16 protein-coding genes are annotated in these 21,774 nt (G+C 52.6%); 7 read left to right on the top strand and 9 right to left on the bottom strand.

Annotation, left to right across the window (positions count from 1 at the left end; translation table 11 throughout):
• The first annotated feature begins 69 nt into the window (after positions 1-69).
• Positions 70-2,868, top strand: a complete 2,799-nt coding sequence (locus Q0L26_RS03745) for a S8 family peptidase (RefSeq protein WP_296647603.1) — start codon at positions 70-72, stop codon at positions 2,866-2,868.
• A gap of 32 nt (positions 2,869-2,900) precedes the next feature.
• Here Q0L26_RS03745 and Q0L26_RS03740 read toward each other — a convergent pair whose 3' ends face one another.
• Both Q0L26_RS03740 and Q0L26_RS03735 read right to left on the bottom strand, forming a co-directional pair.
• On the bottom strand, positions 2,901-3,968 hold the full coding sequence (locus Q0L26_RS03740; protein ID WP_296647600.1) for a Stealth CR1 domain-containing protein: 1,068 nt from the start codon (positions 3,966-3,968) through the stop codon (positions 2,901-2,903).
• 1 nt (position 3,969) lies between these two features.
• On the bottom strand, positions 3,970-5,865 hold the full coding sequence (locus Q0L26_RS03735; RefSeq protein ID WP_296647597.1) for a glycosyltransferase family A protein: 1,896 nt from the start codon (positions 5,863-5,865) through the stop codon (positions 3,970-3,972).
• Positions 5,866-5,924: 59 nt separating this feature from the next.
• Here Q0L26_RS03735 and Q0L26_RS03730 point away from each other — a divergent pair, with 59 nt between their 5' ends.
• The 4 genes from Q0L26_RS03730 to Q0L26_RS03715 are packed head-to-tail and all read left to right on the top strand — an operon-like array spanning position 5,925 to position 10,698.
• Complete coding sequence (locus Q0L26_RS03730; protein ID WP_296647594.1) at positions 5,925-7,187, top strand: nucleotide sugar dehydrogenase; 1,263 nt, start codon at positions 5,925-5,927, stop codon at positions 7,185-7,187.
• Between the two features lie 2 nt (positions 7,188-7,189).
• The gene (locus tag Q0L26_RS03725) at positions 7,190-8,815 is read left to right on the top strand and encodes a hypothetical protein (RefSeq protein ID WP_296647591.1); all 1,626 of its coding nucleotides are present in this window, start codon (positions 7,190-7,192) and stop codon (positions 8,813-8,815) included.
• Between the two features lie 39 nt (positions 8,816-8,854).
• Complete coding sequence (locus Q0L26_RS03720; protein WP_296647589.1) at positions 8,855-9,829, top strand: hypothetical protein; 975 nt, start codon at positions 8,855-8,857, stop codon at positions 9,827-9,829.
• A gap of 17 nt (positions 9,830-9,846) precedes the next feature.
• Entirely contained in the window at positions 9,847-10,698 is an 852-nt protein-coding gene (locus Q0L26_RS03715; protein ID WP_296647586.1) for a hypothetical protein, read from the top strand.
• Here the strand turns inward: Q0L26_RS03715 and Q0L26_RS03710 are convergent.
• Genes Q0L26_RS03710 through Q0L26_RS03690 form a run of 5 tightly spaced genes read right to left on the bottom strand, consistent with a single transcriptional unit; the run spans position 10,695 to position 17,403 of the window.
• Positions 10,695-11,756: an N-acetylneuraminate synthase family protein gene (locus tag Q0L26_RS03710; RefSeq protein ID WP_296647584.1), complete on the bottom strand. Its 1,062-nt coding sequence runs from the start codon at positions 11,754-11,756 to the stop codon at positions 10,695-10,697. The genes Q0L26_RS03715 and Q0L26_RS03710 overlap by 4 nt on opposite strands.
• An 11-nt stretch (positions 11,757-11,767) precedes the next feature.
• A complete protein-coding gene (locus Q0L26_RS03705; protein WP_296647581.1) occupies positions 11,768-13,141 on the bottom strand; it encodes a hypothetical protein in 1,374 nt (457 codons plus the stop codon).
• On the bottom strand, positions 13,134-15,074 hold the full coding sequence (locus Q0L26_RS03700; protein WP_296647575.1) for an acyltransferase family protein: 1,941 nt from the start codon (positions 15,072-15,074) through the stop codon (positions 13,134-13,136). The genes Q0L26_RS03705 and Q0L26_RS03700 overlap by 8 nt, the downstream gene beginning before the upstream one ends.
• Entirely contained in the window at positions 15,071-16,216 is a 1,146-nt protein-coding gene (locus Q0L26_RS03695) for a glycosyltransferase family 2 protein (protein ID WP_296647573.1), read from the bottom strand. The genes Q0L26_RS03700 and Q0L26_RS03695 overlap by 4 nt, the downstream gene beginning before the upstream one ends.
• On the bottom strand, positions 16,213-17,403 hold the full coding sequence (locus Q0L26_RS03690; RefSeq protein WP_296647571.1) for a CDP-glycerol glycerophosphotransferase family protein: 1,191 nt from the start codon (positions 17,401-17,403) through the stop codon (positions 16,213-16,215). Before Q0L26_RS03690 ends, Q0L26_RS03695 begins: the two co-directional genes overlap by 4 nt.
• Before the next feature lie 139 nt (positions 17,404-17,542).
• Between Q0L26_RS03690 and Q0L26_RS03685 the strand changes: the two genes are divergently transcribed.
• Positions 17,543-18,553, top strand: a complete 1,011-nt coding sequence (locus Q0L26_RS03685; RefSeq protein WP_296647569.1) for a polysaccharide pyruvyl transferase family protein — start codon at positions 17,543-17,545, stop codon at positions 18,551-18,553.
• A 21-nt stretch (positions 18,554-18,574) separates the two neighbouring features.
• Here Q0L26_RS03685 and Q0L26_RS03680 read toward each other — a convergent pair whose 3' ends face one another.
• Entirely contained in the window at positions 18,575-19,615 is a 1,041-nt protein-coding gene (locus Q0L26_RS03680; RefSeq protein ID WP_296647567.1) for an Atu2307/SP_0267 family LLM class monooxygenase, read from the bottom strand.
• Positions 19,616-19,674: 59 nt separating this feature from the next.
• Here Q0L26_RS03680 and Q0L26_RS03675 point away from each other — a divergent pair, with 59 nt between their 5' ends.
• A complete protein-coding gene (locus Q0L26_RS03675; protein WP_296647563.1) occupies positions 19,675-20,481 on the top strand; it encodes a nitroreductase in 807 nt (268 codons plus the stop codon).
• On the opposite strand, the gene rlmN is transcribed toward Q0L26_RS03675, so the two are convergent.
• Complete coding sequence (gene rlmN, locus Q0L26_RS03670; protein WP_296647560.1) at positions 20,464-21,651, bottom strand: 23S rRNA (adenine(2503)-C(2))-methyltransferase RlmN; 1,188 nt, start codon at positions 21,649-21,651, stop codon at positions 20,464-20,466. The genes Q0L26_RS03675 and rlmN overlap by 18 nt on opposite strands.
• Positions 21,652-21,774: the final 123 nt, after the last annotated feature.

Below are 21,774 nucleotides of genomic sequence, written 5' to 3'. Positions count from 1 at the left end.
TTGATTGGGGAAAGTTTCGTTTGCAGTCACATTTTGGCGATGCTTCCCGAAAACGATAGGCGGAAAGCGTTGCAGAGATTTAGGGGCTTAGCCACTCTGGCGCTTTGCCTAACTCTGATTATTTCGACCGCCACAACAGCAACAGCTCAAGAGAACGCCCCTTCTGGCAAAACTGATTCTGCGGCGAGCGCATCCAAGTTAGCTCTAAAGGCAAACGACGAACTGGTCATCAGCTTTAGTTCAGACTTAATTTCTAGCACTGCTGAAAATGCTGTTTCGGCTGCCGTTGACGCTGCCCTAAACACCAAGGCAATCAGAGATTTGGCGCTGCCAAGTTTTGACCTGAAGGCCGATGGAGGCCTTGGAATCTTGAAGTTTGACGCCGAGATCTCGGAGTCAAAAATCCGTGCCGTTCGCAGCGCCTTGTTGCCGCTTAGCCAAGTCGACGCAGTGCAACCAAACCTTGAATATCACGTCGACGAAATTTCGGCCACCTCAACCACCCAAAGTTCAGCTACTTGGGGAATTGACCGAATTGATGAAACCACTGCGACCCTGGATGGCACCTTTAGTTATGCCAACACCGGTCTTGGTGTCTATGTATATGTTGTTGACACAGGCATCACCAACCTCACGGATGAATTCGGCACTCGGGTGCGAACCGGCGTAGACATTGTGAACCCAGGCACCAGCGCCACCGACTGCGCTGGTCACGGAACCCATGTTGCCGGCACTATCGGCAGTAAGACCTACGGAGTTGCAAAGCAGGCATATTTGGTGCCGGTTAGAGTTCTTGATTGCCAAGGATCAGGCTCAACCTCGCAGATTGTTGCTGGACTTAACTGGATTATTGCCAACCACCCCGAAGGTAAGCCGGGTGTAGTGAACATGAGCCTCGGCGCTGACGGAACCGACGCTGCTATTGAAGCGGCTGTGGTTGATTTGTATAATTCTGGGCTAACCGTGGTGGCAGCATCAGGTAACGGAGACTCAAGCGGCAACGGCCTAAACGCCTGTAATTTCACACCGGCTCGTGTTCCGCAGGCCATCACCGTGAATGCCTCGACTAAACCTTTCGCAGGCTATGAATCAGACGCAACCTTCTCGAACTACGGCGAATGCACAGACATCTATGCCCCGGGCGTAGACATCACTTCGCTCTCAATGTCAGGTGCTCCAGCGCTGAGCAGCGGTACATCCATGGCCACACCCCACGTTTCGGGTGCGGTTGCGCTAATGCTTCAGGCCCAGCCAGCCCTAACCCCGGCACAGGTCACCAGCACGCTACTCAACAACGCAACCAATGTTGATTTTGTGCGCGACAACCCATCTGATGCCAAGAAGTTTTTGTATGCCAGCCCGAGTGGTTTCACCAGCTCAGTGGGCACTTTTCGTTGGCGCTCATCGAACAACCTGACCATGCCGGTGGGCGATGGCTACAACGAGAGTTCTGTCATCACAATTGAGAGCCCAACCGCCCGCACCGTGAATTTTGAATTGCGCAATGCCTTAGACAACGGTGTTTATTTCAGCGCCCAAAACCTAGTTCTCAGTGCAGGCGAATCGGGTTACTCGGCCACGGTCACTGTTCCGGCGGTGAATTCGAGCTCAATCACGCTTGGTGTCGGTTCACATGCATTCACCATCAGCACAGTTGGCTCAAGCAGCACGCTAACCGGCAGTCTAAAAGTTGGCTCGGGCAAGGTCACCAAGGTTGTTCTAAATGCCTTGAATTCAACCACGGTGTATCCGCTTGATGATGACCTTCGCGACACCGTTGACGTGCGAATTGCCACCACGGATGAAACCGGCACCCAAGTTGCATCGACCGGAAGCATCTGGGCCAGCTGCTCACCTACTGGCACACCAGCGATTACGTTCAGCGGAACCTCTACAACACCAGCGGTTGTGACCTTTGACTTCAGCAGCTATGCCAAGGTTGCCTGTAACCTGCGAGCATCAGCGACAACCGCTTTGGCTGTGAGTCAAACTTCGAGCGCATCGAGTGCCAACCTTGCGATCTATTTAAAAGACACGGGCGTTTCATCAATTGCTGTTCTTCGATCGGTTCCCACGGTTTATCCGGTGATCGACGACTACCGAGACTCGGTCGACTTCACAGTGCACGTCATCACGACTCCTGACACTCTGGTTCGAACTGGCGCGACTGCCACCATCAAGCTCGGAACCAAGGTGGTCAAACGTTGGTACATTCCAAATTCGGGCGACCTGAGCGTTAGTTGGAACGGGCGCTACGGATCCTCGGTGGTTGAGGGCACCTATGATTTTGTGGTCAGTGCAAAAGGAACCGAGGGTGCCGGAGTAATCAAGTCGGTGCCGATCGTGGTTTCGAAAAAGAAATTGAGTTGGACCAGCCTGACCAAAACCTATACCGGTGCCGAAATGTTCAGCCGCTATCGCGACAACGACGTGTTCAGTCGCGGTCTCTGCAACACCTCAAACTCGACTTTGATTTGCCAGGCCTACGGTTCAGATCTAGACACCTCGGGCGGCTACATCGGCATCACTTCGCGAGGTTCAGTTGCTATTCCGTCGGCTGTAATCAACTCGTATAAATTGGCAACGCCAAAAGCTCGCATGCAACTTGAAGAACTGGGTGACACCTATGGTTGCCGCCTAAGTGAGTATGGCGCCGGTTGCACCACTTATGCCAACACCGCTGTGCTGAAGGCCACCGGCTCGAGCCCGGCTGTAAAGCCCCTGTCAAAAATCGGATGGACTTCGACAAACTGGGCTTCGCTGGCAAGCAAGCCAACCTCAGTAACCGGCTACATAAATGTGCACGAACTTGGCACAACTAAAACCCGTGGCGTGAAAGTTCAGTATTACTACGCAGTTTTGCAATAGCCAATAGCCAATAGCCAATAGCCAATAGCTGACTAAACCATCGCCTTTAGAACGCGCTTGAATCGACGTGCCAATTTGGCGTCGCTCAATTTCGAACCTTCGGCAACTTCAGAAACGTCGTTGAGACAAACAGTCAAAATGCGACCACGATTTAGCAACATATGAATGATTGCCGGCAGGCTGTTTTGGTCATTGATGGCGATGTATTTGTAGCCACTGCCGGTTACTAACTTGCCTCGGCCGGTGCCCAACGCAGCCAGGTTGTGCAGCCACTCGGGCAAGAGGCCATCGGAGGTTCTAAACTTTGCGGTGCTCACACCATTCATTTCGACCACGAAGTCTCGCCAAAGCTCTCGCATAATCGACTTCAAAAATGGGTGCGGTCCATGCTCAGGCATGCCGTCAACATTTGACCATCCATGTGCTGTCGCTAGGTCGATGGTCTTGTATCGAGCGTTGTAAATTACCTCGTCTGGGGCTAATGAGCCTCTCTCAGGCATGGGGGTCGACGTGTAGCGAAGGCGCACACCCTGGGATGTAAACCAGTCGCTCGCGCTGGCAGGTTTGGCGATGAAAACATCGTCGTTGCAGTACAAAAAGCGTTCTGCCAAACCCTCAATTCGGTGAAGGTTGGCGGTGATTGCACGTGAACTGTAGGTCGGCAAATATTCAGCTGGAATGAACTCGCTGTGGTTCACCAGGCGGATTTCGAACGGCAGGTTTGCTGGCAAGGCTGACAGGTCTGGCTGTTGCTGATCGACAACAATGAACACGTTTCTGATGAATGGGGCATGTTCGGCAAGCATTTGAATCGACGCAGCCAACTCGCCAAACTGGCGAAACCGTGAGGCTGAAACTGAGCTTGAATCACTTTGCCTGCTTGGAGCGTATTTTGCTCGTCTTGCCTGCCATGCCGGGTCTTGATCATCAACCCACAGGTACACGGCATCAACATCAAAATCTTCTGGCTTAGCAACCGCCGCCTTCGAGCTTCTAGCCTTGCCTGCCGATTCGGCAGCTTTGATTGCGATTGCTTCAAACAACTCAACCCGAGCAACCGACTTCACGGCTGATCGGATAGCTGTTTTGAGCGAGGTCACTTTATTTGCCTGCCCAAGTAACTTTGCCGCCGAATTCATCCTTGGCAGCAGCCTCGATCTGGGCTGGTTCTACTGAAGCACCGAAAAGCTCAACCGCGGTTGCCTTCACCTTTGGGCGACGAAGCGAAAGTCGCTGCAAGGCTTCAGGCTCGAAAACCTTTACGGTCTTTGCCTGAACTTCGTCGCCGGCAAGCAACATTACAACCGAGTCGAAATCGACACGATGACGAATAACGGGCGCAACCTTTGCAATCGGGCGAATATTTGAAATTGCGTGAACCAGACCAATTCTCTGACCCGAAGCAACGGCTGACTTAATCTCTTTCAGCACTTCATCAAGGTGTTCGCCCTCAATGCTCAGGTTGGCAAAGAACACTGCATCAAACTTTGTGTATTTTGCGTTGCGGTCAAAGTGAAGAGCCGGAACAGCAAACGGGCGACCCTTTGAAGCGCGGCCCAGGTATGAAGAAGCTGTGCCTTGCGAAATGTTCTCGTGCCACTCTTTGAATGAATCGGCATAGAAGCGGCGCATGCCCGAGATGCCTTTTTGGGTTGAGGCATAGCCACCGCCGGTTAGCGATCCAGAGTGAAAGCGAGTGAAAGATAGCGGGCCAGCATTAACCACTGCAACCGCAGATGTTCCGAACTTGGCCATAATTCGCTCGTGGAATTCTGAATCGGCACCGAAACGAACTTCATCCCAGAAGCCAATCTCTTTGGCGATAATTTCGCGACGGAACATCATTGAGCTGATGTTCATGCGCAGATAGTGCTTGCCAACCACAGAGTAAAAATGCATGCGCTCGTGCTCAACTCGCACTCCTTGACTGATGTTGCCGACCAGCTTTGGGTATTTCTGCAAGTGTCGAACCTGAACCTCGAGCTTTTGCGGGTGAGACCAGTCATCGGCATCGTGCACGGTAATGAATTCTCCGGCAGCCTGCTCTAGGCCAATGTTGCGAGCGCGGTAGCTACCGCCGTTGGTGCCGGCCTCAACCAGCTTGAACCGTGGGTCTTGCTTGCTCCAGGCCTTGACCAACTCGCGAGTGCCATCGGTAGAACAGTCGTCAACCACCAAAATTTCAACGTTGCGCCAGGTTTGCTTGGCTAGACCCTCAAGTGCGGTTGGCATCCACTGCTCGCCATTGAAAACAGGTATCAAAACTGTGACCAACGGGCCCTCTTGGATGAACTGGTCGTTCGGGTTCAAATGGTTGAGGTCATCGATGGTCAGCGGTTTTTTTGATGCCGCATCGGTTTCAAAGCCCGAAAGTTTATAAGTGTCGAGAATGTGGTTCATCCATGAGATTTGAAGTTCACGGATCACTCGCGCGCCGAAGATGTCTTCGGGCATGCCGAAAGCAAAGTTGGCGGTTGCGTATTCAAGACCGCGTCGGCCGCGCTGAATGGCTGCCAAAAATGCGCGATAGCCTTCCGGGTTTGACCAGAATTCAGGTTCGCTGAAGTGCTCTAGAAGCGTGCTCAGCTCAGTGCGCAGCGGCGAGCGAAAACGCTTTGAACCGAAACCGCCCGAGATGTGGTTTGCAGCAACCGTTGCGACCTTTGCGTCGTTTGCGGTGATGCCCCAAACCAAAAGTTCGTTGAGCGCAATGCGGCGAACTGATTCTTGGATGTTTGGGCCATAGGCCACGTTCACCAGGTTGCTTAATCCCTGTTCTTCAAGGCCCTGCTGAAGCATGATTCGGCCACGGCCAATTTGACGACGTGAGCGTGGAATCCATTTGTATTGAGGGCTCAGGTGAATGCCAATTGAACGCAAAGCTTGACCCAGTGAGCGGGCAGCCGCAACGTCTCGAAGCAAGCTGTAGACCCGGTAGGCAATAGGTAATAGCCCCAGTGCTTTCAGGATTTTTGCGAGTCGCTTCTTTAGTGGCACGGTCAAATTCCTTATTGGGTTAGACACCCGACTCAATTGGCGAACGATAGAATTGACCAATGGTCAATACAGTAATTATGGGACAAGGTTACGTCGGCTTGCCACTAGCGCAGGGACTAGCCAACACGGGAACTCAGAAGTCAGTTCTAGGCTTCGACGTTAGCGAACGTGTAGTTAACAACCTAAACAACGGCATTTCGCACATCGACGACATCTCAAATGCCGAAGTTAGCGAGATCATTGCCAAGGGCTACCGTGCAACTTGCACCCCAGCCGACATCGCAACCGCAGACACCGTGGTTATCTGTGTTCCAACCCCACTCTATGAAACTGGCGAGCCAGACCTTTCATACGTGGAGTCAGCCGTTCAGCTAATTGCTGACAACATGAGCCCTGGCACCTTGGTTGTGCTTGAATCAACCACCTACCCGGGCACCACCGAAGACCTAGTTCGCCCAATGCTTGAAAAGGGTGGCCGCGAGCTAGACAAAGACTTCTACCTTGCCTTCTCACCAGAGCGCATTGACCCAGGTAACAAGCAGTACAAGATCACCAACACCCCAAAGATTGTTGGCGGTTCAAGCGCTGAATCAACCAAGCGCGCACTTGCTTTCTACACCCAGTTCATCGAGACCGTAATCGAGACCGTTGGTACTCGCGAGGCCGAGACTGCAAAGCTTCTTGAGAACACCTACCGTCACGTAAACATCGCACTGATGAACGAGATGGCAATGTTCTGCCACGAACTGGGCATCGACGTTTGGGAGGTCGTGCGTCTTGCATCAAGCAAGCCTTACGGTTTCCAGGCGTTCTACCCAGGCCCGGGCGTTGGCGGTCACTGTATTCCAGTTGACCCTAACTACCTAAGCTACGAAGTGAAGCGCCGCCTCGGTGTGCCGTTCCGTTTCATCGAAATGGCTACCGACATCAACACCGGCATGCCTAACTACGTGGTTGGCCGCATCCAAGACCTATTGAACGACCAGTCAAAGGCGCTAAAGGGTTCACGCGTTCTGCTTCTAGGTGTTACCTACAAGCCAGACATCGCTGACCTTCGCGAGTCACCAGCTCTAGAGGTAGCCGAGCTGCTTCTAGACAAGGGTGCCGACATGGTGTTCCACGACCCGCACGCAACTCAGTTCCGCGTGCACGGCGAGATGCTTCAGGGCCAGACCGACTTGGATGCAGCTCTGGCTGCCGCCGATGTTGTGGTCTTGCTACAGGCTCACAAGGCATACGACCTAGAAGACATCGCTTCAAAGAGCAAGGTCATCTTCGACACTCGCGGAAAGCTCAGCGGAGCAAACGTAGAGCGCCTCTAGGCATGAGTTCAGCACCCTGGATTGTGATTCCCGCTCGCGGCGGATCAACCGGTGTGCCGAGAAAGAATGTTCGCCTACTCGGCGGCGTTCCACTTATTGCCCGCACCATTCAAACAGCGCTAGCGGCAAATGTTGCCGGCTGCGTTGTGGTGACCGACGACGACGAAATCGCTGAAATTGCTGTTGCCTTTGGTGCACTTGTGGTTCGCGAGCCGAAAACCACCGGCAAAGCAACTCTTGATGAGGTCATGGTCAGGACCATCCCAGATTTAATTGGGTTTGGCGCAACCGAAGACGACATTTTGCTGACCATGCAGCCAACCTGCCCGTTTGTGAATTCAAAAAGCATTCATGAAGCCATGGATGCCTTCGCCAACGGTGCCGGATCGGTGATCACCGTGGTTGACGATCGCCACCTCGGCTGGTTGATTGACGAAAACGGCAAGCCAAAGCCTGACTATACGGCTCGACTAAACCGCCAGATGTTGCCAACCCACTATCGAGAATCTGGGGCCATCATCGGCGCACGCATTAGCGATGTACTGGCTCGAGGCACGCGAATTGTTGAGCCAATTTCACTCATTGAACTTAGCCAGAATGAATCGCTAGACATCGACACCTGGGCCGACTGGGCAGTTGCCGAACACCTGGCCACTCGCCGCCGAATTCTGTTGCGCACCGACGCAGCCAAGGCGCTTGGAATGGGCCATGTTTATCGAACCCTCGCGCTTGCCTATGCTCTAGCCCGTCACGAGCTAACTATTGTTTTGAGCGATGACAAGCCGCTTGGTGCCGAGTTCTTCGCCGAGTATCCGTTTGAGGTGGCCAAAGTTGCCGACGACGCAGCCTTTGTCGAATATGCTCGCGAAACCTCAGCCGACCTGGTTGTGCTCGACCGCCTAGACAATTCGGCAGCTGTAGTAGCCGGCCTCAAAGAGTTTGCCAAGGTGGTTACTTTTGAAGACCTTGGTGAGGGTGCCGAATTAGCCGACCTTTTGGTTGCCGACCTTTATGAAAACCCTCGCGTGCCGGCTGAACGACAGCTGACCGGTGTTGAGAATTCGATTTTGGCACCGAGTTTTGAATCACTCCCCCGCAAAAACGACTTCAACGAAACTGTCGAAACCGTATTGGTTTTGTTCGGAGGAACCGACCCGTCTCACCTGGCCGGCAAGGCCCTGCGCGCGCTCGAGCAGTTGAACTTTGCCGGCAACGTGATTGTGGTGCGCGGCCTTGGCGCAGAGCCGGTGAATGCCGCTGACTATGCGTTGAAGATTGAACTGCTCTCAAACGTCAAGAATATTCCGGCTGTCATGGAACGAGCCGACATTGCGCTTTCTTCAGCAGGCCGAACTATCACTGAGCTCAGCTGCATTGGCGTGCCGACTCTGTGCCTAGCGCAGAACGCCAAAGAACTAACTCACACGCACACCACCGTGAACAACGGAGTGCTAATGCTTGGTTTGGGATCACTGGTGACCACCGAAAGTCTGGCTAACCACCTGCGCGAATTGATTGAAGATTCCAGTTTGCGAAAAACGCTTCACCAAAGAGCCTTGGATGCAACCATCGCCCGATCAAACACCAAGATCGTCGAGCGCATGATGCACACGCTTGATCTTTCATGATTGTCTAAAGCTTCCTATAGTCCCATAGACTCAGAGGACTTGACTATCAAGTATTTTGGGGATGGAAAATTGAAAAAAGCAATAATTGCATCAATGCTTGCAGCAACATTAATCGTCGGGGGGCCGTCATTAGCTTCGGCAGAACAGGTAAAGCTGACCGAAACTTTTGAAGAAAACAGCGAGGAAATTCTTCTGAGCGCCGATCTCGATGAGCTAAAGATCTCAAGCGATTCAACTAGAACTAATCTCTCGCTTACATTATTGGGTGCCGATTCTGGAGCGGTTTGGGAACAAGAAGGATCCGATCAGAACTTGGCCTTTGACAATTTCTCACTGAATGCAACCTCGACTGAGCCAGGAAGTGCGCAGGTATTAATCACAATCGCGGAGGAGGCCAGTCCTGAGGATTACTCATTTGAGCTTTCCCTCAATGGGCAACCAGCCTCTGCTGAGGTTCTAGTTGATGGGTCTGTGATAGTTGCAGATATTAACGGGCAATTTGGAGCATATCTGCCGGCGCCGTGGGCCAGGGATGCTCGCGGCAGGGGAATTCCAACTCATTATGTTGTTGAAGGCAACGTTCTCACTCAAGTGGTCGAGCACCGATCTAACGGTTACGAATACCCCTTAACTGCAGATCCATGGCTGGGAATTGATTTAATCGATCGCATCGAACGTGCCTACCTCGCACCTAGCGCCTACAGGGTAAAGGTACACGTAACGCCATGGGTCGGGTCGCTTTACGCAGTTAGCTACTCAAGTGCATACTCAATAATGGCATCTGCGGGCTGGTCTGAGGTTCTGACAAAACTGCAAAGCACGTTTAGCTTACAAATGCGAACCTACATAAGCGAACGACCACAGTACAGGGATCAATACGATTGCCATGCTTTCGGGGCTCCCCTCGGGTTTGCAACGCAAAATTGGGATAAGAGTCCTTCTTGGGATCTTGAAGGAACCCGCTCTCCAAACCGTGACGTTTTCGATTGGGTGATTTCACAATGCAATTGGTAGCCAAAAAATTCAACGCTATGGTAAAAATTTTGTTGGGAGTTGGACTCGCAATCAATTTTGGGTTGCTGCTTGCAACGCTAAAGCTTGAGAATTCTTTTTCTTCATCCGAAAATTACCAGAATGCTGATTCGGTCCTATCCGCGCTTTATTCAGGAGAGGCCAATCTGGCATTGCCAGTCGCAATTGTGTTGATTTTGGATGGTGCTGTTTTTGCACTCGCAACTCGGCATGGTCAAAGGTGGCTCGCGTGGTCTGCCACATTCGGGTCAACGTTTCTGATTTTTGCTCTCTACACGTTGGCATTTAGGAATCTAGGGTCACACTTTAGTGTTGCGACAGTAGGTGATGCATATGCAACCGCCGGTTTAGTTTCATTGGTTTGTGGCATTGGGCCGGGTTTGTTCTTTCTTATCTCGGAGTCAAATAGCCTCCAGGCGAGAAAGATAGGTTGGTTAGCGGCTGGCCTCGTGACAAACTTCTCGCTTGCTTTCGCTCAAAGTTTTACTTTTCGCAACCTAGCCATCGATATTGATGAACGAGTAGCTTTGGCAACAAACATTTTCGTTGCAGTCGAAAATTTTGCCCTAGTTGGTTCAATCCTCTTAGCGTTAGCGTTTGACTTCTTTGTTTTCAGCAGATCAAAAAACCTCATCAGGGCGAGTTGGCGTTGGGCCTCAACCTTCGGCCTGACTGGGCTAATAATTTGGTTTCACTTTGGCCTTGGCATGTATGGGCAAGGTTTAGACGAAATTGACGCAGACTGGCGTTACTACTTGGCTGCCGGCATAGCGCTGGCGGCTGCGGTAATTCCTTACTTGGCGTTCGAGCGGCAAGAACGAAAGCGCCGCTGGGCACAACCAGCTAATTAGCTGAGCTGGCTCCACTCAAGCGGAAGCTCTGCTTCGATTTCGACGGCTACGGTCTTGCCGACTACGTCATCCCAGTGAGCAATCTCGATGCCCACGTTTGAACGAAGTGCAATTAAATCGCTTTCTTCGATAATGTGACCAACCGGCAGGGTTCGAACTGCAATAACGCGGCGGCGGGCATTATTTATTGCTGAAGACTGGGCACCGAGGCTGTGCTCGCGCTTGCCATAAAGCTCGCGGTAGATGGCCAGCTTTTCGGTGAATGCCTTTAGATCGCGCTCATCAACAGCGTGGTAGTGGTCGTTGCCGATGCCCTGCTTGTTGTCGGTGAAGTGCTTTTCGATGACTACAGCGCCATAGATTGATGCAATCTCAAGAGCTGGCACCGAGCCGTCGTCTTCTGGGCGAACGTGGTCGCTGTAGCCAATTGCCACGCGGTCACCGAACTTTTCTTGCAGAACCTGAATCTGTGAAAGCTGCGCGTTCTCGCGAGGGGTTGGGTAGTTCAAGATGCAGTGAAGCAGGGTGACCGAAGGTGCGCCGGCTTCGAGAAGAACGTTGAGTGAACGCTCGATTTCTTCGTGCGAAGAAGCACCGCAAGACATGATGGTTGGGCGCTTGGTTGCACCGATCTTGCGAAGCAACGGAATGTTGGTTAGGTCGGCTGAAGCAACCTTGGTGCTCGGCATCAACGGGGTGAGCATGTCAACGGCGTCAAGGTCGAATGGGGTTGACATGAAGTCGATTCCGCGAAGTTTGCAGTGTTCGGCTAGCTCAGCGTATTCCGCCGGACCGAAGTTATCCCAGCGCTGAAAGAGTTCATACTGGCTGGTGGTTGGCTCTTTGGTTTGATCCCAGTAAGCCGGGCTGGTGGTCTTGGCAGCAAGCGTTGCAGCCTTGTAGGTCTGGAACTTGGCAGCGTGGCCACCGGCGCGAGCGACCTGATCAATCATCTCTTTAGCGCGCTCAAGCGAACCTTCGTGGTTCACACCGATCTCGGCAATCAGGTATGGGTTCAGGTAGCCAAAGGTGCGGCCGTTGAGTTCAAAGTTGATCATCAGGTGCTTTCTTATGCGTAGTAGCGCTTCGGGTTGGCAGCCGGCTTAGCGGTTGCAAGTTGACCAGGTAGCTCTTCAAGACTACTGACCAGAGTCATGTCATCCAAGGCAATTGCCCTCTTGACGTGCTCAAAGCCAGGCAATGGCAGAACCAATACTTTGCAACCAAGAGCGAGGCCTTCATACAGGGTGGTTGAAAAGGCACCGACCAAGTATTCAGACTGCGAAACCAGGTCGAGAAAAATCGGGTCTTTGTGGCTGAACGAGAAGTTCTTTGGCAGTGACTTGCCGGCGATATCGGTTGCCATTCTTTCGTAGTCTTCGAGTGTTTCGTTTGGGTGGAGACGATAGATCACGGTGTGATCTTTGAGTGTTTTTGCGGTGTTGATGGCCGAAGTTAGCAGCTGGGTAGCCACCGCGCCCTGAGAGGTGAACAGCACCTGCTTTGGAATGATGCGGTTCTCGTTTTGAACCTTCTCGCGATATGCCTTGAAAGCCGCGGTTGGGCCGGTGACGACAGCTTTGGTTCCCTTAGGCAGCGGAACGTTGTCGACCCAAAAGTCACCCCAAACCAACAGACTGTCTGGTGCGTGACCAACGCTAACCGGTTTGCCATTAGCGCTCGGGTAGCTGTAAGCCGGGTGAAGTGCGGTGATGAATCCGTGCTGAATTTCGTGAACCTCGACGCCAGCTTTGCGGGCTCCGAGAACGATTGACTGCTCGCTGTAGGCATTCACAATGAACAGGTGCTTGGCTCCGATTTTCTTGAAGAAGTCGGCAAAGCCCTGCTGCTCAGCAAGAGCAAGGCGCATAGCAAGTGGCGGGTATTTGCGAAACTTCTCTAGGTCAACGCCAAACTCTGCTTCAAGGCCGTCGATGATTGCCTTCCAGGCAGCCGCAGACTTGGCTAAGTTCTTGCCCTTGATTTGGGCGGTAGCGGCCGGCAGATATTTCTCGGCGAAGTATGCGCGAAGGCGCTGCATGTCTGGCTCTGAGTTATCGCCGGTTGGTTCAAATTTCAAAACACGGATGTCGCCCGGGTTCTTCACCAACGGGTTTTTTGGCTCGGCCAGAATCTCGAGAATTCGGTCTGAATATGGGTCGGTGGCGTTCACCTGACGACGGAACGGGAGCACAACCACCTTGGACTTGCCGAAGGCATCCAGGTTAGTAATTGGAACCACATCGGCAGCAGCCTCAGGCTTCTTTGAGTTCGGGTGCGGGTTGTCGAATAAACCGAGCCCCTGGGTTAGCGCATAAAAAATTCTGACTCGCAAAAGCGGGTAGAGCTGAATGCCCTCGAACTTGGCCTCGATGGCGCCGGTTCTTGCTTCTACAGCAACTAGTCGATTGAAGAACTCTTCGAACCTGAGCTGACTAGCCATGTTGCGCCGCTTTCACTAGTTGACCCATTAGGTCGTAGGTAGCGCCGAGGTAGGTTGATCCCTCGTGCGAGAGGTGTGCGGTGTCTCGATATATGAACACGTCGTCAACCGATGCCAAACAGGTGCCGTCTGGGCAGATGAGCGGGTCAAGGCTGAACACAGGCGCTGCGTTGCTCGCACGCTGCAACAAGGCGTTGATCTTGCCGCGAGTGTTCTCAGAAAGGTCAAAGTTGCAGGTGCTCAGATCTTGTTTATTCACTGATGCGCGAATCAAGCACTGCCCTAAGTCTTCGTTGTTGTTGGGGGTTGGTTGCACCAGAACAACCTGCTTACCCAAAGCTTCGACCTTGGCAATTGTGGTGCGTAGGGCCTGCAGAGAGGCGCTGCCATTAGGAACAATTTGCCCATCGCGGTTCAAGCTTTCACCTTCTGGCCACAGTGCATCTGACCAAGGTGAAGCCATGATCACGTATTTGATGTTCGACTTGGTCTTGAGCCAGGCGAAAACATCATCGTTGTGTTTGATGCACTCTTCGCCATCAGCGATTCCGTAACCTGCATTTTGATGGGCGAGGCCTAGAACCGGCGCACAAGCCGAAAGTGTCTGCTGGCTAAAGGCCAATTTTGTTGGGCTGGCTTTTAGGGCATCAGCCAAGTGCATTGAATAAGAGTCACCCCACAGCAGAACCTCTGGGTTGTCGCCGGTGGCACAATCTGGGTTGTCGCCAACAAAGATGCGGCAGGTGTCACTCAGGCCACGGTTAGTTGCGATTCGGTCTTCAACCGAAACAAAACTGCCGCCGGTGATTGTGGTTCGAGCGTTGTTTATTGATGCCCTAGATGCGACGAAGGTGACGCCTAGCAAACCGATGGCCAAAACTGCTGTGCCGATAAAGATTGATTTGCGACCAAAGCGCTTGCGATTGCGGAACGGGTTTTCAACGTACTTCCAGGAAAGACCTGACAGCGCGATGACCAAGAGCATGATCGGGATGAACTCCCATGGGCTTGCCTCATGGGTTTGAGCCACACGGTAGAAGGCAAACAACGGCTGGTGCCACAGATAAGCACTGTAGCTAATTAGGCCGATGCCGACGAAGAACTTGCCACTCAAAATCTTGTTGGCGATTGTGCCAGGGCCAGCGAAAAGAATAATCAGAACGGTTCCGATAATCGGCACCAGAGTGATGAATCCTGGATGAGGTAGGTCGCTGCCGATGAAGAACATCGAGTAAACCACCATGGCCATTCCGAGCAAGCTCGGAATTTGCTTTGAATAGACAGGTTGCTTTCGGTGCGATAGGAAGATTGCAGCGATTGCTCCGGCTATGAGCTCCCAAGCGCGGAACTGCAAAAGGTAGAAAGTGCTTGATGAGTCGATGAACCAGTTGTTCTGAGCGGCCAAGAGGCTGGCGATGCCGAACAAGGCAAGAATCGGAATCCAGTAGCGCTCTTTTACGAACTTCCAGAGCGCCCAAAGAATGAGTGGAAAGAACACATAGAACTGTTCTTCGATGGCCAAACTCCAGGTGTGAAGCATCGGGTTTAGATCGATATTCGGGTCGAAGTACCCGGTCTCGCCCAAGAAGAAGTAGTTGGAGCCAAAGTAGGTAATCGAAACCAGGCTCTTCAAGAAAGTCTTGAATTGGTCTGGGAACAGAAGGAACCAAGCCAGCGGCAAGCTCACGCCAATCACCAAGAACAGCGCTGGCATGATTCGGCGAGCGCGGCGTTCATAGAAATTGACGATGCTGAAACCGTTGCGGGTGTGCAACTCGTTCACGATGATTCCGGTGATCAAGAAACCGCTGATCACAAAGAAGACATCTACGCCGAAAAAGCCGCCTTGAAACCAGCTGAAGCCAGCGTGAAAAAACAAAACTGGCAAAATTGCAAAGGCTCTGAGGCCATCTATTTCTCTACGGTGCTTCATAGCCCACGTGCCCTAATTGCTCGGATAACCTCTTCGCGCGAGCCAGTGACAGCTAGGCGAACCAAATCTTTGTGTGCTCCCTTAGCTGCCGCCCAGATTTCATCCGTGGCAGATGCAAGCAGCTGGCCTGCGCGGGTTTTGAACTCGTCAAAGAATTCGGGGCTGGCACCGGCAATCGAAATCACGAAGAGCTGCAAGTCGAGCGTGATGATTCGTGTTAGATATTTGCGAAGAACATTGGCCGAGATGCGACCGGCATTCTGTTCGACGCTAACCTGCGATGCAATGCGTTCAATGGCGGTTAGGCGATCGGCCAGCGATTTGAGTTCGGTGCGACGCTGGGTGATTGACTGCCCCTCACCACGCACGCGCCAGAGGTTTACACAATCAGAGACAATGTCAAACTGCTTTACGGTGAGATATGCGGTGACCACAACCGTCATGTCTTCATAGACAACGCCCTCAGGAAAGCTGAGTTTGTGATCGTTCCAAAACTGCATGTTGAACAACTTGGCGCTGATGTTTGCATCTGAGAGAACTTCGGGTTCATCGTCAATCGAGATTGCCTGACGGCTCTCGCGATAAACGTGCATGTTGTCGCGACGCTGAAAACGTCTAACACCGTCGAAGCGCTCGATTTTTCCGATAACCAGCGGCGAACCCGACTGCTCGGCACTCTCAACCAAACGGCGAACACCATGGATAGGCAGCAAGTCATCCGAGTCTAAAAAGACTAGGTATTCACTGTCGGTGATGTGCTTGATTGAGTTGTTTCGAGCGGCACCCGGGCCAGCATTTTTTTGATGAAAAACCTGAAGCTGCGGAGTCTTGAGTGCGAATCGATCGAGAATTGCACCCGAGCCATCGGTAGAGCCATCGTCGGTGATCAGAATCTCAATGTTGGCCCAGCTCTGAGCACGCGCTGAACGAATGGCATCGCCAACCAAAGTTTTGTTATTCCAAACCGGCATAACGATCGAAACTTTTGGTAGCGCCGGGTTTTGCTTGGTGGTTTTGAAGATAATGAACCACAGCGGGCGCATAACCAAGAAGCGCAAGACCGAACGCAGTGGAGTGACCAAGAGCACCCACTTGATTAGCTCGCGAAGGCGCACCTTAAGTTTTCTAATAATTAGGCTCATGCTTTGGTGCCCCAAACTTTGTCTACGGTTCGAGCGGCAGCGTGACCATCTTCGAGCGGGTTGAACATTTGACGCCACTGGGCGTATTTGCCGGCATATTCGGCGTTTATTTGCTTGGCCTTCGGCAGGTCAGCAATCAGCGCTTCGGCATTGTCATAAAGCTTGCCCGGCGCCTCTGATCTGAAATCAAAATAGAAGCCACGATTAGCTTCGTATTCTTCGAGGTCGGGCACCAGAAACATCATCGGCTTGCCAGTCACACTGAAATCAAACATTGATGACGAGTAGTCGGTGACCAAAATATCTGCGGCCAAATAAAGCTCAGTGATGTCTGGGTAGCTGGTGACGTCAATGGCTCCGTTGGCGGTTTTTCCACTGTTGTTTTTTGCAGTGTTGTTGTGGCCTCGAAAAGCGAGACGAAAACCCTGTGGCAGGTTCGAAGCCGAGCCAAAGAAGTTGACCCCGGCCCAAGCACCGGTTGAAGTGCGCTTGGTGTCTCGCCAGGTTGGCGCATAAAGCACGAGGGTCTCGGTAACTTTTACGCCAAGTTGATCACGCAATTTTGCACGGATAGCTGCCGCATGCAAATCGCTCAGGTGATCGTTGCGCGGGTAACCGACCTCAAGCACCTCACCTTGGTAACCGAGCGCACGCGGAAGAATTTGAGTGCAGTAGTTGCTTGGTGAAATCAGGTAGTTCCAGCCGGCAGCTTCGCGAGCCATGGCAGCGATATAAAACGGTGAAGCCGCGTTGGTTTCAATGTCTCGGCCGAGTCGCTTTAGCGGTGTGCCATGCCAAGTTTGAACATAGGTCTGACCGTCGCGCTTACTGAAGAACTCTGGCAGGTTGTTATTCGCAGTTAGGTATTTTGCACGAGCCACGAGACTCAACCATTTTTGTGAACCAAAAATGACTTTGCTCAGACCTGCCGGAACCTGCTGGGTTGGTTGTTTGACTACATAAAACAACTCAAGCCCGGTGTTGCGTTTGGCAAGCTCGAGTGCAATTTGCAACGGGCTGTCGCCGACGGTTGCGCCTTCAAAAGATTGAAAAAGGGCTGCTTCGAGCAGTGGCTTTTTGCGTTCGGCTCGATAGACCAAGGTTTGCTGAACGATTGCTCGACGACGCGAAACGATGCCGAAAAGTCGGCGAGGTTCAAGCAACCCAAGCACAGCCGACTTATTCAATCGCACTACCCAACTTTCAACAATTTTCAGCCTGAACAGACTGGTTTTAACTCTAATCGCAGCACGCTGCGTAGCCTATTAGGCCGAGAAACCACATGTGAGAGAATTGCAAGGCTTACCCCGATTGGAGATGGTTCGAATGATCGTGACCCTTACTGGCGCATACCGAAATGCAGGCGATCACCTAATCGGGCACCGAGCACGAGCCCTGCTTCGCAAGCACGTTGACCAAGATATCGTCAACATCGATCGACGGGCCATTTTCGAAGACAGCTATGAGATCTTCAACCAGGCACGTGCTGTGATTTTGTGTGGTGGCCCGGCTTACCAAGCTGGCATTTATCCCAAGGTTTTTCCGATAACCCTTGAGCGCATCACCAGCAAGGTTGTTCCAATGGGGCTGGGATGGAAGGGCAACCTTTCACAGACACCTAAAGACTTCAAGTTTCCTGAGGTCGCTGAGAAGTTCATCCGTGAGGTTCACAGCAAGATTGAGGTTTCTTCGGTTCGCGATGCACTGACCCTAGAGGTTATTCAGGGCATGGGCATCAATAACGTGAGCATGACCGGCTGCCCAGCTTGGTATGACCTAGAGAATCTTGAGAACGAATATGTTTTCAAGCCGACGGCAACCAAGATTGCCTTTAGCTTGCCGGCCAAACCTCAAGAAGACACCTTTGGCATCATTGCGGGTTTGAGCAAAGAGTTTCCGAAGGCTGAAAAAGTTTTGGCGATGCACCACGGATGGCGCCCTTCAAAGAGCGTAAAGGGCAACGAGATGTTCAAGTGGCACCTCAAGGTGATGGCATTCGCAGTTGCTCGGGGTTGGAAGATCATGAGCATCGCCGACGGTCTAGATAAGTTTCGCGAACTTTATGACTCGGCCGATCTTCACCTTGGCTACCGAGTGCACTCACACATCTATTCACTTTCGCACCAGTCAGCAAGTTTGCTAATCAACGAGGATTCTCGCGGTGTTGGCCAGACCACTTCACTTGGTGGCGAAATGCTGATGGCCGGAACCGGCGCTCAGGTTGTGCTCGACGCGGTTCGCAAACACTTTGACACCAAGGGTGCTGCAGTTCTCGAAAGCACCAACCGCATCAAGGCAACCTACCCGGTGATGGTTAAGTTCTTAGAAACCCTTTAGAGCTCTAGAGCTAGCGCTGAACTACTTTGATAGCAGTTCGCGAACGCGAGGAATTACCTGGGTTGCATAAAGTTCGATTGAACGCATCAGGTATTCGTGAGGCACTGGCCCGCTTGCGTATTTAAGATCGAATCTAGAAGCACCAACCGCCTTGATGGCATAGGCAATCTTTTGAGCAACGGTTTCAGGTGAGCCCACATAAAGCGATCCGTGCTGAACCTCGCCCATGAAAGTTTGGTAGCTGGCTGGGCCCCAGCCGCGTTCACTACCGAGACGAGTTATAAAGCCCTCGTAATAAGGCCAAAGTTGTTCAGCAGCAGCCTCGTCAGTCTCGGCAACGTGACCCGGTGAGTGAATCGAAATTGGCAATGGCTGGCGCTCAAACTTTTCAAGAGCGTCGTAATAGAGCTTCGCGAATGGGGCAAAACGAGCCGGGTCGCCGCCAATAATGGCGAGTGCCATTGGAATGCCCAGTCGTGCTGCACGAATAACCGACTCAGGGCTGCCGCCAACGCCAACTCTCATGGCCATCGCACCTGACTCAGTTTTTGGATAAACCTCTTGGTTGTTCAATGAGGCTCGAGTTTTGCCCGACCAGGTAACTGGCCCCTCTTTAAAGAGCTCAACCAGCAGTTCTAGTTTCTCTTCGAACAAGATGTTGTAATCGCTCAGTTGGTAGCCGAAGAGCGGGAATGACTCGGTGAACGAACCACGGCCAGCTGTGATTTCGGCTCGGCCGTTAGACAGGGCATCCAAGGTTGCAAATCGCTGAAAAACTCGAACCGGGTCTTCACTTGAGAGCACTGTGACGCCGGTGCCCAACTTGATGTTTTTGGTAACGGTGGCGATGCCCGCCAAAACTGTGTCGGGTGCTGAAACCGCAAAGTCATCGCGGTGGTGTTCGCCAACGTTGAAGGCGTCAATGCCGAGTTCATCAGCAAGCACAGCCTGGGCCACGATGTTGCGAATCACCTGGGCTGCAGAATCGGGAGTTCCGTCGATTGCGACAGTCATGTCGCCGAAAGTGTCTAGGCCAAACTGGATGTCATCAAAGTTATTCACGATTTAGTCAATGCCCTCTTGATAAGTTTTGTTCCCAGCCTAACGGGTAGGTTTGGCTTATGCCAGAAAAAATGAATCCAGCCGAGTTCTCTGCCTTTCTCGCCTCACGCCGATCAACCCGCGACTTTCTCTCGACGCCGGTTTCGCCTGCCATCATCGACGAGCTATTGACCGATGGCATGACGGCCCCGAGTTGGTCGAACACTCGGCCATACCTGGTGGCAATCGCCACGGATGAAGTGCGTGACCGAATAAGCGCCGAGTTTTTGCGCCGCTGGAACGCGCTTTCGGCTGCAAGAACCGGCGGTGTATTGGCGAAGTTAAAGTTGGCGGTCACGCGCGTTGGCCTACCAACCAGCAACGCAATAATTGCCAAGCCCTACCCTGCCGACCTAAAGGGTCGTGCTCAACGAGTCGGGCGCGAACTCTATTCAATGCTCGGAGTTGCACGCGGTGATGCAAAAGGCCGCGATGCTCAGTGGGCACGCAACTACGAATTTTTTGGTGCACCGGTTGAGCTGTTCATTTTCACCCACAAGGCACTCGGCGGCTATGCCACCAGCGATGCCGGCTTATTCATGCAAAACCTAATGCTTGGAGCACACGCTCGCGGGCTAGGCACCTGCGCTCAGGGAGCGGTCGGTATTTGGGCAGATGTAATTTGCGATGAATTCGAGATTCCAACGCAATATCGCTTGCTGTGTGGGCTTGCCATTGGCTACCCATCAGACGCGGCGGTAAATGGCTTTCAGGCCAACCGACTCGACATTGCCGAGATCAAGGCCAAGTTGAAAGATAAAGACTCCGGTAAGCAACCGCCATCAGATGACGACAACAACATCTTGGTCTTAGTCAGCGGCAGCTAACTGACCGCAGGCGCCATCGATTTCTTTGCCGCGGGTATCACGAAGAGTTGTCGGAATTCCGGCTTTCTCAAGGCGACGCACAAACTCATCTGTGGTTGCTTTAGTAGATGCTGTCCAAATCGAACCCGGGGTTGGGTTTAGCGGAATCGGGTTGACGTGCACCCAACCTTTGCCACGCGCGTTCAGCTTTTCGGCGAGCAGGTCGGCGCGCCATCCGTGGTCATTCATGTCTTTGATCAGTGCGTATTCAATTGAGACTCGACGGCCAGTCTTCTCAAAATAGTTGCGGGCGGCATCGAGAGCCTCATCAACCTTCCACTTTGAATTCACGGGAATGAGTTCGTCGCGCAGCTCGTCGTCTGGGGCGTGCAAAGACAGCGCGAATGTCACTGGGATGTTCTCTTCGGCAAGCTTGTGAATTGCTGGCACCAGGCCGACAGTCGAAACCGTGACACCTCGGGCTGACATGCCAAGGCCCTCAGGTTGCGGTGCCAACATCGTGCGAACAGCGGTCATGACGCGGTTGTAGTTGGCCAGTGGCTCGCCCATACCCATAAACACGATGTTGCTGACGCGGTCTGGTGAATCAGCAAGTTTTGCCTTGCTGCCACCAAGCTCACCCGCAGCAATTACTTGATTGGCGCGAACAATTTGCTCGATGATTTCACCGGCAGACATGTTGCGGGTAAGGCCGGCTTGGCCAGTTGCGCAGAACGGGCAGTTCATGCCACAACCGGCCTGGGATGAAATACAAAGTGTGATTCGGCCGGTGTAGCGCATGAGAACTGATTCGACCAAAGCACCATCGAATAGGCGCCACAAAAACTTGATGGTGTCACCGTTGTCTGTCTGTAGACGTTTGACTTCAGTAAGCAGCGGTGGCAACAGGCTAGAGACGAGTTCTTCGCGGCCAGCAGCCGGAAGGTCGGTCATTTGGGCTGGATCACTGGTGTATTTAGAGAAATAGTGAGCGGCGATTTGCTTGGCTCGAAAAGCTGGAACACCCAGTTCTTTCATGCGTTCGGCGCGCTCTTCGGCGGTTAGGTCAACCAGGTGAACCGGAGGCTTTCCTCGCTTAGGTTCGGCGAACATCAGCAGAGGTTTTCCGTCAGCGTCTTTCTTCTGCTTCCAGCCCTCGGTTTTAGGTCGCACCTGGCGTAGTTCAGACATCGAGTGCTCCTTGGGTTGAAAGTTGCGAAGGCAACACTGCAATTTTACCCGTGAATCAGCAAATGGGAATGGGCAGATAACGTTAGCCAAACGATGCATTGATTTCAGAAATGTAAGCCCTTA

The organism is Rhodoluna sp. (assembly GCF_024641065.1).
Taxonomy (GTDB): Bacteria; Actinomycetota; Actinomycetes; order Actinomycetales; family Microbacteriaceae; genus Rhodoluna.
The sequence above is the reverse complement of the archived record's forward strand: the minus strand, read 5'-3'. Positions and strand labels throughout refer to the sequence as shown.

Coding starts and splice junctions, on each gene's coding strand:
- Q0L26_RS03730 (WP_296647594.1), top strand. CDS start 5,925: ATGGTCAATACAGTAATTATGGGACAAGGTTACGTCGGCTTGCCACTA.
- Q0L26_RS03725 (WP_296647591.1), top strand. CDS start 7,190: ATGAGTTCAGCACCCTGGATTGTGATTCCCGCTCGCGGCGGATCAACC.
- Q0L26_RS03715 (WP_296647586.1), top strand. CDS start 9,847: ATGGTAAAAATTTTGTTGGGAGTTGGACTCGCAATCAATTTTGGGTTG.
- Q0L26_RS03710 (WP_296647584.1), bottom strand. CDS start 11,756: ATGATCAACTTTGAACTCAACGGCCGCACCTTTGGCTACCTGAACCCA.
- Q0L26_RS03705 (WP_296647581.1), bottom strand. CDS start 13,141: ATGGCTAGTCAGCTCAGGTTCGAAGAGTTCTTCAATCGACTAGTTGCT.
- Q0L26_RS03700 (WP_296647575.1), bottom strand. CDS start 15,074: ATGAAGCACCGTAGAGAAATAGATGGCCTCAGAGCCTTTGCAATTTTG.
- Q0L26_RS03695 (WP_296647573.1), bottom strand. CDS start 16,216: ATGAGCCTAATTATTAGAAAACTTAAGGTGCGCCTTCGCGAGCTAATC.
- Q0L26_RS03685 (WP_296647569.1), top strand. CDS start 17,543: ATGATCGTGACCCTTACTGGCGCATACCGAAATGCAGGCGATCACCTA.
- Q0L26_RS03675 (WP_296647563.1), top strand. CDS start 19,675: ATGCCAGAAAAAATGAATCCAGCCGAGTTCTCTGCCTTTCTCGCCTCA.
- rlmN (WP_296647560.1), bottom strand. CDS start 21,651: ATGTCTGAACTACGCCAGGTGCGACCTAAAACCGAGGGCTGGAAGCAG.